Annotated in this window: 9 protein-coding genes; all 9 read left to right on the forward strand. The window is 47.2% G+C overall.

Going from position 1 to position 12,476, the window contains the following annotated elements:
• Window positions 1-180: 180 nt before the first annotated feature.
• Window positions 181-1,062 carry an ROK family protein gene (locus AC121Z_RS06350; protein WP_498127489.1) on the forward strand — a complete coding sequence of 294 codons (882 nt, stop codon included), beginning with the start codon at window positions 181-183 and terminating at the stop codon, window positions 1,060-1,062.
• A gap of 248 nt (window positions 1,063-1,310) precedes the next feature.
• The gene (locus AC121Z_RS06355) at window positions 1,311-2,942 is read left to right on the forward strand and encodes a TldD/PmbA family protein (protein ID WP_498127491.1); all 1,632 of its coding nucleotides are present in this window, start codon (window positions 1,311-1,313) and stop codon (window positions 2,940-2,942) included.
• 23 nt (window positions 2,943-2,965) lie between these two features.
• Window positions 2,966-4,309: a TldD/PmbA family protein gene (locus tag AC121Z_RS06360; protein WP_498127492.1), complete on the forward strand. Its 1,344-nt coding sequence runs from the start codon at window positions 2,966-2,968 to the stop codon at window positions 4,307-4,309.
• A gap of 110 nt (window positions 4,310-4,419) precedes the next feature.
• Window positions 4,420-5,118: a DUF4159 domain-containing protein gene (locus tag AC121Z_RS06365; protein WP_498127494.1), complete on the forward strand. Its 699-nt coding sequence runs from the start codon at window positions 4,420-4,422 to the stop codon at window positions 5,116-5,118.
• 12 nt (window positions 5,119-5,130) lie between these two features.
• Window positions 5,131-6,144, forward strand: coding sequence for an AAA family ATPase (locus AC121Z_RS06370; RefSeq protein WP_498127496.1), 1,014 nt, complete (start codon window positions 5,131-5,133; stop codon window positions 6,142-6,144).
• Window positions 6,145-6,148: 4 nt separating this feature from the next.
• On the forward strand, window positions 6,149-7,051 hold the full coding sequence (locus AC121Z_RS06375; RefSeq protein WP_498127497.1) for a DUF58 domain-containing protein: 903 nt from the start codon (window positions 6,149-6,151) through the stop codon (window positions 7,049-7,051).
• Window positions 7,051-8,271, forward strand: coding sequence for a BatA domain-containing protein (locus tag AC121Z_RS06380; RefSeq protein WP_498127499.1), 1,221 nt, complete (start codon window positions 7,051-7,053; stop codon window positions 8,269-8,271). The genes AC121Z_RS06375 and AC121Z_RS06380 overlap by 1 nt, the downstream gene beginning before the upstream one ends.
• Complete coding sequence (locus tag AC121Z_RS06385) at window positions 8,264-10,555, forward strand: hypothetical protein (RefSeq protein WP_498127501.1); 2,292 nt, start codon at window positions 8,264-8,266, stop codon at window positions 10,553-10,555. Before AC121Z_RS06380 ends, AC121Z_RS06385 begins: the two co-directional genes overlap by 8 nt.
• Entirely contained in the window at window positions 10,552-12,411 is a 1,860-nt protein-coding gene (locus tag AC121Z_RS06390) for a hypothetical protein (protein ID WP_498127503.1), read from the forward strand. Before AC121Z_RS06385 ends, AC121Z_RS06390 begins: the two co-directional genes overlap by 4 nt.
• The last annotated feature ends 65 nt before the right edge of the window (window positions 12,412-12,476 follow it).

Here is a 12,476-nt window from a genome sequence, read left to right on the forward strand (position 1 = left end):
GCTCCACCTACTTCACTGGAAGCCCAGTATCGGCTAATTAACGGGAGAAAGTTGCATTGCGATAGTCACATTCTATTTACACTGTATGCCATTATCGCTATATTAACTTAAACGTTTTAGAATAAGTTGCGTTAATTGTCAACTAGCAATCAGGTTTTGCGGATTTTAAGTGAGGGTAATATGAGTCAGCATGCTTCATATGTTGCAGCGATAGAAGCCGGAGGGACGAAGTTCAATTGTGCCCTAGTAGATGCTCAACGCAATATTGTTGCGCAGCAGCGGGTGGAAACAACAACGCCGGACGATACACTTACTGCGGTTGTGGATTTCTTTCAACAGTTACGTGATAAAGGGTACGAATTTCATCAACTCGGGTTAGCTTGTTTTGGCCCACTTGATTTGCAACCTAATTCACCGAGTTTTGGTTGTATTACACGCACGCCCAAACCTACATGGAGTAATACGCCTATCAAGCAATGGCTAGAACGTGATCTGAAGGTACAAGTTGTCTTGGATACCGATGTGAATGCTGCGGCATTAGCGGAGTCATTATGGGGGGCAGCCCGACAGAAAGCGGTTGCGGTTTACGTCACCGTAGGTACTGGAGTGGGGGTGGGTGTGGTGATTAATGGGCAAACCCTAAAGGGGCTAGTGCATCCAGAAGTGGGTCATTGGTTGGTGCCTGCACCCGCTGAGCTGACCGGTCAATGTTCGTTTCATGGCAGCTGTGTTGAAGGGCTAGCGTCAGGCACAAGTATGCGGCAAATTTGGCAAAAGCCGGCGCAAGATCTACCTGTCGACCACCCTGCGTGGGATGCTGAAACTGATGTGCTGGCACTGCTGTGTCACAACCTCATGCTAGCCTATAGTCCATTTAAAATTGTTATCGGTGGGGGCGTTATGGGCCGCGCGGAGCTGTACGCTGAAATTGCGCGCAAGACGGCTCGTTCGTTAGCCGATTACTTGGTGTTGCCGGCAGGCGTCGAATTTACTGACATCATTCAGCCGCCGGAACTTGGCGATAAAGCCGGAATCCTTGGCGCTTACGCGCTTACCTTGTAACGCCTTATCTGCATGTAACGCTTTGTTACGAATTCCTTGCAATAAAAAACCGCTTTGGCATTGAGCGGTTTTTTATTGTTCTCCTATACTAAAACACTGTTTAACCTGTAAACCGCACTCATGGTCGCTTATTTTAAGGTATTCGCCGTGAGTTTATAGCGGTTCAGCGGGACAAGGTCGCATTCAATATGCGCTTGTGTTACCACAGAACAGATAACAATTAAAACCAGTCAGACAGAGGAAGAGAAATGGAACGACGCGATTTTATTAAGCTCGGCGGTGCTGCCGGAATGGGAGCGCTTATGCTACCAGTGTCCGGGATCGCGGTCAGCGCCGATCAATTGTTGGATAAGCCAATGGATGTAGCCTACAAGAAGAAGTTGGCAAACATAGCGTTGAACGCAGCAAAAGCCAAAGGGGCAACCTATGCCGATGCACGCATTGGTCGTTACCTGAACCAGTTTGTTACGACCAATGAAAATCGCGTTGATAATATCGTTAATACCGAGTCAGCGGGTATTGGCATCCGGGTCATTGCTAATGGCACCTGGGGCTTTGCTTCAACCTCAAATATGACACCTGATAGTATCGCGCGCACTGCAGAGAAAGCGGTAGCAGTCGCTAAAGCGAATTCTAAATTCCAAACTGAGCCGGTTAAATTGGCACCTGTCAAAGGGGTCGGTGATGTTAGTTGGCAAACGCCAATCAAGAAAAACGCAATGGAAATTCCAGTTAAGGAAAAAGTGGACCTGTTACTCTCTGTGAACGATGCAGCCATGCAAAATGGAGCAAACTTCATCACTTCAGTACTCTTTCTGGTTAACGAGCAAAAGTACTTTGCTTCAACTGATGGCTCCTATATTGACCAAGATGTACATCGCTTGTGGGCACCATTCTTTGCCACCGCGATCGGTGAACGTGGTTTTAAACAGCGCACCAGTTTAGGTAACCCTGTCGGCATGGGGTTTGAATATTTGGATGGTAAAGAAGAGGACAAAATACGGGTATCTGGCGCCAATGTTGGCTACAAAAATAGTTACGATATGATTGAAGATGCAGCGGCTGCTGGTCAACAGTTACAAGCAAAGCTAAAAGCTAAATCGGTAGAGCCAGGTAAATATGACTTAGTTCTTGACCCTGCACATTTGATGCTGACGATCCACGAATCGGTGGGGCACCCATTAGAACTCGACCGTGTTTTAGGTTATGAAGCAAACTTTGCTGGCACTAGCTTTGCGACACTGGATAAATGGCGTAGCGGCAAGTTTCAGTATGGTTCTGACATCGTTAATTTGTTTGCAGATAAAACTCAACCGACATCACTCGGTAACGTTGGTTATGATGATGAAGGGGTAAAAACGAAGGAATGGGACTTAGTTAAAGATGGCATCTTGGTCAACTATCAAGCAATTCGTGACCAAGTCCATATGATCGACCAAAATGAATCGCATGGCTGCTGTTACTCACAGAGCTGGCGCGATGTGCAATTCCAGCGTATGCCGAATGTTTCCTTGCGTCCAAATAAGGAAGATTTGTCTGCTGATGATGTTATTAAGGATGTCGAAGACGGTATCTACATTGCAGGCCGTGGCTCATTTTCTATCGACCAGCAACGCTATAACTTCCAATTTGGTGGACAACTGTTCTATGAAATCAAGAACGGTAAAATCACTGAACAGATTGAAGACGTTGCCTATCAATCCAATACCCAAGAGTTTTGGAACAATTGTGTGCAGATGGCAGGACAATCTGACTACCGTTTAGGAGGCTCTTTCTTTGATGGTAAAGGTCAGCCCTCACAGGTGAGTGCAGTTTCCCATGGCTGTCCAACCACGCGCTTTAACAACGTGAACGTGATCAATACGGCGCGCAACGTCTAAGTCGAATAAAGAAGGAAAAGAATATGACAATAATGACTGAAAAAGACGCGCAAGACCTACTCAAGAAAGTGGTAGCGTTGTCTAAAGCAGATGAGTGTGAGTGTAATTTAGAAGGTCGTGTAGGTGGCAATATTCGCTATGCTAGAAACACCGTATCGACCGCTGGTGAAGAGAGTGATCTTACGTTGGCGGTGCAATCTACATTTGGCAAGCGCACGGGCGTTGCGACGATTAATGAATTCGATAATGCCTCTTTAGAGAAGGTGGTAAGACGTTCTGAGGAATTGGCCAAATTAGCGCCAGAAAATGAAGAACATATGCCGGTATTTGGTAAGCAAGAGTACGTTAAATCAAATACTTACTTTGAGTCTACCGCAAGTGTGACACCCGAAGATCGGGCTCAAGCCGCGGAGAACAGTATTGCCCCATCGAAGAAGAACAAATTAGTTTCGTCAGGCTTTTTGGAAGAAGCGGTCACTTTTACTGCGATCATGAACAACAAAGGCTTGTTTGCCTATAACACCAGCACTAACGTAGACTTTTCGGTCACGATTCGTACCGAAGATGGCAAAGGTTCTGGCTGGGTAACGCGCAACTACAGCGATTACAAAATGCTTGATACTGCCAAGGCATCAAGTATTGCTATCCAAAAAGCGAAGGGGAGCGTTGACGCTAAAGCCATGGAGCCGGGTAAATATACGGTTATACTTGAACCGGCGGCCAGCGTAGGTTTGCTGAATAATATGGCGTTTAATTTTGGGCAGCGTGCGGCAGACGAAGGACGCAGTTTCTTAAGTTACAAACCCAAAGAAGGTGAAGACGCAGAGAAGGCGCCAAAAAATCGCTTGGGCGAGAAAATGTTTGATGAGCGTGTCACTATATACAGTGACCCGCAGCATCCGGTGGCACCAGCTGCGCCATTCGGGGGAGATGGTTTCCCGCGTAAGCGCGTGGATTGGATCAAAAATGGGGTGGTGATGAACATGCCAAATACCCCCTATTGGGCAAAGAAAACTGGCGTTCCGTATATTCCGAATGGTGGCAACATTATTATGGAAGGTGGTGATCAATCGCTAGAAGATATGATTGCCAGCACTCGGCGCGGCATTTTAGTTACGCGTTTATGGTATATCCGTCAGCTCGATCCACAAACGTTGCTGTACACCGGGTTAACTCGTGATGGCACTTTCTATATCGAAGATGGCAAAATCAAGTTCCCAATCAAGAACTTCCGCTTTAATGAAAGCCCAATCGTGATGCTTAATAACATCGAAGCTTTGGGCGAACCTCAGCGGATCGACGGGAATATGATCCCAACCATGAAAGTCAGAGATTTTACCTTTAGCAGTTTATCTGACGCTGTTTAACTAGCATCGGCGCCATCTATGAATCTTAAAGCATTGATGGCGCCATCTGTTGAATGGGCCTTTTGAGGCAGTCAATTTCACCATTGTAGTTCCTAAGCAGTAACTCAATCATGTATGTAAATCGTCGTCGCTTTCTAAAATCCAGTGCATATCTTGCGCTTGCTGCAGCGTTACCAAGCAGAGTGTATGCTCAACCTTATGACTTTTACTTCACCCGATTGAGCTATGAATCGGGCAATTGGGATGTGGATGAGCGAATGCCTGCTAATGTGCTTAATTCCTTAATCGAGTACACAAGTTTGCGTGTCGATTTAACCGAGAGGATTGTACCGTTAAGTGATCCGGTTATGCTGACAGCTCCTTTCTGTTATATGGCTGGGCATCGGCTAGTTCAATTTTCGCTGCAAGAAAGACAAAACTTTGAGACCTATGTGCGCAATGGTGGCTTTGTTTTTGTCGATGATTGCAATCATGACATCGATGGTATGTTTGCGCGTTCGTTTGAGCGGCAGATGGCAGAGATATTTGGGCCTGATGCGCTGCAAAAGATCCCTAATGATCACCCTCTGTATTCGTCATTTTTTGAATTTGATGGGCCACCACGGACTTCTATGGAGTTGAACGGGTGGGGGGATGATCTGGTCCATGAGTATTTAAAAGCAATAGAAATTAACGGTCGTATTGGCGTTCTCTATAGCAATAAAGATTTTGGTTGTGAATGGGATTACGACTTTCGTAATAAGCGCTGGTTGCGTGTCGACAACACCAAGTTCGCTGTCAATATTGTGATGTATGCGATGACGGCCTGATGGAATAAAACTATGCAAACAACAGAGATAACCTCAGAAGCAGAGGTACAAGCGGCGTTAAGCAAATTAGATGCGGTCAGCGCTGAAATAGGCAAGGTCATTGTTGGTCAGCATTCAGTTGTACAGCAATTGTTGATTAGTTTGCTTGCGGGCGGACATTGTTTACTCGAAGGGGTTCCAGGCTTAGCCAAAACTCTCATGGTAAGCAGTCTGGCGGATGCATTGGCAATGAGCTTTAAACGTATTCAATTTACTCCTGATTTAATGCCCAGTGACATTTTGGGCACTGAGATACTGGAAACTGATCACGACAGCGGCGATAAGTTCTTTAAATTTCAGCAAGGACCAGTATTTACTCAAATCCTCTTGGCTGATGAAATCAACCGCACGCCGGCGAAAACCCAAGCTGCCTTGCTCGAAGCTATGCAAGAACGGCAAATTAGCTATGCCGGTGACGTTCGTCAACTACCACAGCCGTTTTTTGTTCTGGCGACCCAGAACCCAGTTGAGCAGGCCGGTACCTATCCATTGCCTGAAGCACAATTGGATCGCTTCCTGATGTTTGTCAAAGTGGATTACCCAACGTTTAGCGATGAAGTCGCAATTTTACAGCGCACTACGGGAGTCGCTAAGCCATCTCTTCAAGCACAACTGACAGCGGATGAGGTGCTGGCATTACAAGGATTAGTGCGACAGGTTGAAATCAGTGATGCAATGACTGAGTGGGTTGTGCAACTGGTACAACAAACTCGTCCACAGGTCAGTAGCAACTTACAAGTGCAACAATTCGTGCAGTGGGGGGCAGGACCACGCTGCGGCCAAGCCTTAGTGTTGTGCGCCAAGGCTCATGCACTGTTGGACCGTCGCTTCGCAGTCACTGTGGATGATGTCCGAGCGGTAGCTCCAGCAGTCATGCGTCATCGTTTGTTGTTGAACTTTCAAGCCGAAGCGCAAAGGATTGTTGTTGATGATGTGATTGATCAGCTGCTTTCTGCGATAGCAGTGCCGGCGGGGCCGTTACCGTAATTTTATGTCCCAATCCGTAATCTTAACCTCGCAATTATTGGCTGAAGTTCGCGATTTAAGGCTGCTGGCGCGCACGGTCGCGCAAGGTGCCCGAATGGGCGAGCATGCCAGTCGTCAACGCGGCATTGGCGCTGAATTCGCCCAATATCGCGCTTATGAACCGGGTGATGAGATCAATAAAATTGACTGGAAACTGTATGCCCGTAGTCAACGTCATTTTGTTCGCGAGGCAGAAAGAGAGAGCGATATTAATATTTGGTTGTTAGTCGATTGTAGCGCTTCTATGCAAGAAACCTGTGCTGTCACCGGATTGAGTAAGTTGGATTTTGCGCGAGTGTTTGCTGCTACGTTAGGCCATATCGCATGCTATCAGGGCGACTCGGTTGGAATCGTTGGATTATCGGGTAGAAACCCAGAATACGTTCCAGCAATGCCGGGCGTGCGGCACTTTAATCGTTGTTTGGTAAGTTTGCAGAATCTACAAAGTGGTCACGCATTTCCCGATATTACTCAATTACAATCGCAATTGGCCATGGCGCGCAAGAACGCCATTATTTTTTTATTGAGTGACTTTTTCCAACAGCAAGATGAGGTAACCGAGGTTATTCGTCAGTTGTCGAGTCGACAAACGGCCATTCACCCAGTTCAACTGTATACCGAACAAGAGGCGAATTTTTCCTACCACGGACGGTTTGAGTTTGAAGACCGGGAAACCGCAGAACGAATAAAAGTTAACGCAGAAGCGATTAAGCAAGAGTACTTGCACAACCGTCAAGCCTACTTTGCTGCGCTTATGCTCCAGCTGCAGTCCATGCATTGCGTACTGCATAGTGTAAATATTGCGACCCCCGTGGGGGAAGCCTTGCGTCGAATGATTGCTTTGATGACGTGGCAGGAACGCGAGTAATGTCATGGCTTAATTTACAAGTGAATGAGCCTTTAGCGTTATGGACGGCATTGGCATTGTTCATTCCGCTCATAATTCACTTGATCAGCCGCAGTGAGTTACGTCGGCAGCCGTTTGCATTTACCCGTTTATTGCCTAAATTGACCATTCCCATTGAACACAAGCTAAAACTTACGCAACGCCTGTTGCTTTTGGTGCGCCTGTTACTGTTGTTGGCGCTAACGTTATTATTGGCCAACGTCGCTTGCACTGAACCTAAGCCCCCGCCCAAGAGCATCAATGTTATTACGCCTGGATGGTTAAGTGCAGTCTCGGAGACTGAGAAAAAACAGATGTTTAGTGATTTTGTGCAGCAGCAAGAAGCAAGCTTCTGGTTGCTTAGTGCAACGCCACAAGCGTTGAGCCAGAAACAATTCACTGACGATGCCGCGCCGTTGAGTAGTCATTTTGATGGAGTAACTCAGGTGCTTAGTGTATGGGCGCGATTAGCGCTTTTACTCGAGCAGCTAACGCGCGAGCAGGGCATAGCCAAGGATACCAGGATTGCGGTTTATGCCAGCAACACTGCCAACCACTATAGGGGAGACAAAGTCGCTTTCTCTCAACCCATTGACTGGTACATCGTGGCGGACAACAGCAATGTTGCAAACTCAAGCTTGAAGATTTCTTCGTTGGCCAAGCATATTGCATTAGTGGGGAACCAACATCCAGCCTACGCAAAGAGCAAGACGGCACTGCAAGCCATACAAGATGTACTGGCCACTGACATAACAATTACGGAATTGCCGGCATCAAGTACGCTAAAAATTCCTGAGCAAGTCGATACTATTATTGTTTTATCTACCAGTGCTACTGCGAACGAAATGCAGCAAGCATTGGCTAAGTGGGCGGTGGGGGCGGCTACTCGGCAGGTAATTTTTGCACGGGATTTAGCCTGGCAACATCGCGATTTTGCATTGCAATTAGCACAGCAATTATTTGCTCTTGATATTGAGCAGGATTTATGGCGCCGCATAGCGCTGACCAACCAACAAATTCAGCGTAGTGGCGTGTCGTTGACTACGCAAGAGCCGCAATCGTTGGCTACGTCGCTACGACGAGAGCACTCAACTATACCGCCATGGCTTGTCTTAAGCATTGTTGTACTGTTTTTGTTGGAGCGAATATTAAGCGAGTATCCAACCCGCCATAACGTGTCCGATGAGGTGCCTCGTGCTTGATACCCGTGTCTTGGCTCTGCATCAACGAGTTAAACAAAAGGCGCTACTTAAATATGCCGTTATAGGCATTAATTGCCTGCTGCTGGCATGGTTATTATCAATTGTTATCAGCAGGCTAATGCACGTGACGATTACACCGTTCAGTTTCCTGATAGCCTTGCTGGTATGGGTTGTTTGGCTGTGGTTACGTCGGCCACTGGCGCAATATTCTCTGCATAATTTGCTGTTGCACGCTAATCAGTCCCTCCCAAGCATGCAGCAAAGCGCGCATTTGTTGGCTTGTGCGGATGCAAACCTTGATTTACTTAAGCGCTTGCAAAAGCAGCGTATTACAAATGTTGTTAGTGATCATTGGGAAGTTTTTGCGCAAACCGCAATGGACACCGTTAGGTTACGCACGACAGTGGTGACGGCTGCACTTATAATACTGAGCACCATTGCCATAAACAAAATACCACTGCTTAATGTAAAAGCACTACCGGTCGCTGAAATCGTCAATAAAGCTCAACCTTCCTCTTCGCCTCTCACGTATACATTTGCCCTAAAAGTGCAGCCGCCAGCCTATACAGGTCTAGCTGCGACCGCCTCTGGCGCAGGAAATTTATCGATTGTTGAAGGCTCATCAGTTACTTGGCAGGTGGTAGGGTCACAACCCATTACTGCGTTTGACTATTTTGTACAAATCGGGAGCGAACGGTTGGCAATGCAAGCGGCAAGCGCACAGGAATTATCTGTGCAGCATAACGTAACGCGCTCAACGGTATATCATTTTAATCACGAGGAGCAGGCGATATCCGATGTGTTTAGTTTAGAAGTGCTACGCGATCGACGACCGCGAGTTCAAATTCAAGCGCCACAACATTCTGTGACTCAGTTTGTGCAGGACAGTTTACCCGTGGTGAGTGCAGATGTGTTGGTATCTGATGATTTTGGATTAAGCAAGGTATACATTGAAGCGTCAATTGCCAAAGGTAGTGGTGAAGCCGTTAAGTTTCGTGACGAAATTTTTGAGTTTGATACTGTAACGCCGGTTGCCACTGAGGCTGCGGGAATTACTTATAACTACATGAAGCAGTGGTCTTTGATTGATCTCGGAATGGAACCTGGAGACGAGTTTTATTTTACCGTGATAGCGCGGGATAATAAGCAACCACAGGCGCAGGAGGCGCGTTCAGAAACACGCATCATTCGATGGCTTGATGAAAACGTAGCAGGGATAACCAGCGAAGGTATTGTCATTGACTTTATGCCCGAATATTTCAAAAGCCAACGGCAAATTATCATTGAGACCAATGCGCTGATTGAGCAGCGAGAGCAATTGGCAAAGTCCGAATTTGATAAGCTATCGCGAGCCTTAGGAATGGCTCAAAGTGATTTAAAACACCGCTATGGACAATATTTAGGGGATGAATTTGAGAGTGGCGTGATGCAAACCATGGAACAAGGTCCTACTCAAGAGCATCACGAACATGAACACGCCGATGAGGATCACGCAGAACAAGCATCTGACCAACACTCACACACGCATGAATCCAGTGTGACAGGAACGCCATCAAACGCGGACCGTTCGGGGTTTACTGAGGTTATTGAGCAATTTGGTCACGACCATGGTGAAGTTGATGTGGGATTTATTTCTTTACGTAAAGGTGAGTTCAGTCCAAAAGTCTTAATGAAGCAATCCATCGCTAACATGTGGCAAGCGGAACTTTTCCTATTATTGTCGGAACCAGAAAGAGCATTGCCGTTTGAGGAAAAGGCTTTGGACTTTCTTAATCGCGCTAAGCAAGCGGACCGGGTTTATGTGCAACGCCTCGGGTTTGAACCGCCTCCGGTATCTGAAGAGCGGCGCTATCAAGGAGACCTTAGCGACATTCCATCTTTGAGTCAGAAGCAGGAGCTTGAACTGACCAATAATGGTGAGTCTAGAGTTCGCGAATTACTGTTCCGTCTGAACCAAGTGACGGTGTTTGCGATAGACACGATGAGCCCTGATGACAAGCAATTATTACACGATGTTGGTGGTGATTTACAACAGTCACTGGAACTGAGTGAACAAGACCAATTGGAGGCAGGGATAGTATTGCGGGCTCTGACAAACATCCAACGTATGCTAGTCGCAGGTGAGTGGCAAAGCCGCTCATGTAGCGACTGTGCGATGCAACTGGAGCATGCTTTATATCAGTGGTTAGAACCGTTAAATGCACCTCCGCGTTCCAGTTCTCAACAGGATAAGTCTACACATCCGCTAGTACAGCGGTATCAGGCTTTGGAAGTCAGCCAATGAGTTTGGGTAATTTACTTATTCAACTCCCTTATGGGGAGACTCTGAACGTCGTTTTGTTGCTTATTGCCGTGCTAGGTTTTGCACTTAGCACCCGCTGGATGTGGCAGCGTTTGCAAGCTCGTGCGGCTCGCCAGCGAGCCGTTGTATGCGGCAATGGTTTGGCTTGGCTTTTATTACTGTTGTTGTTGTGTGATATTCAATGGCGAGCAGTTATGCAACAGACATTAGTGCTGCAGACAACTCATGCAGACCGGGTTGACGCTGATGCATTACAAGCAGCTATTTCTGGCGCTGAGCAAGTAACTAATTCCCCTGCAGCGACTCATTGGCTGCGCGGTATTGAGCAAGCCTCGCATGTCATACTGGTGGGGGACGGTCTAACAGCGGCTCAATGGCGGCTGGTGCAACAAAGCACCGATTGGCAAAACAAGCGCTTCTCCCAAATTCCCAGTCAGCAAATGACGGGTCTCTACAACGCGCACTGGCAATCCTCGGTACGTTTGGGGGCAAGCGTTACACTCTCTTTTGCAGTAGCCGCAGGTGCTGAGCAGCAATCCTTATATCGCGTTGAATTGCTAGATCCGACAGGTGCTGTCATGCAGGAACAATTAGTACAGCCGAATGCAATGGTAACCATGCAATGGCAACCGCAGAGCCAAGGGAATTGGTTATATGAAGTGCGGGTCTATGCGGATAGGCTGGGGCAAACAAGTCTTGCTTCCGAGCAGATCGCAGTTGCGGTGTTACCTGCTGAACCCTTGCAGGTTTTAATTTTGCAATCAGCTCCCAGTTTTGCCACTCGTCATTTGCAAAATTACCTTGTCGATCGCGGAGCTCAGGTTAAGGTTGTAAGCCAGATCAGTAAAAAGGCAACGCGTATCCAACAGTTCAATCAGCGCCTTCCGAGCAATGCCGGTGAACGCATTCAGTTGCCGGAAGATCTCGCACATTATGATGTTGCGTTGCTTGATTGGCGTGCATTTACCCATTTAGAGCAAACCCAAAGAGATATATTGAGCGCAGCAGTCAGAGGCGGGCTGGGTCTGCATATATGGTTAAGTTCAGAAGCGCTGCAATCGGCTGACTGGCAGGATGTTCCTGCGTTTGGATCTGAAACACTGCAGTCCATGCGCGAAGATTATTCTGGAGTCTTGCCGGTGTGGCAAAGTCTGCGTGCGTCAGAACCCATGGCGTATGTGTCGCTCACATTACCCACACAGAATGTATTGACCGCAGTGCGTGCGACCACTGGAGAACCATTGGTGGTTTTGAGAGCTTGGATGAATGGTCAGGTCGGATTGAGTTTATTGCCTAACACTTACGTAATGCAAACGACTGGAGAGGCAGAGCGCTACAGTGATTATTGGGCCAACTTATTGAATTTACTGGCGCGTCCAGAACAAGCGCAACAGCTTACTATTGGCACCGAAGAACCCGTACACACAGTTAATGCACCATTTAGCGCTTGTATTCACAATGCCGAAACAGAATTGCAGCTCAGTGTTTTGGCACAGGAGACCGCTGTGGTTCTGCCGGATGTAATACCAGACCAATTAGATCCCCAATTACAATGTACGCTGGGTTGGGGCGGAACAGGCGGTTGGCAGAAATTAGCCTTGAAAAAAATGAATACAGAAGAGGGCGGGCTGACTTTACCATTCTATGTATATCCGGATACGGCTTGGCTAGCTTGGCGACAACATGATGCGCTAAGCGCAACTGCTCAGGTAGTTGAGCAAACTGCTGAGGTAACGTTACCTACCGACGTGAAGTATCAACCTATTCGAAAAGAGTGGCTGTGGGCAGTGTGGTTATTGTTAGTCAGTGCTTTGTGGCTGGAGCGGAAGCGATTCTAGTGTGATATATTCACAAAGTTAGCAAAATTGTTAAAATCTGACATTCGTGCTATCTTGATTGTCAT

This window comes from Alteromonas sp. DYW1 (genome assembly GCF_059752595.1).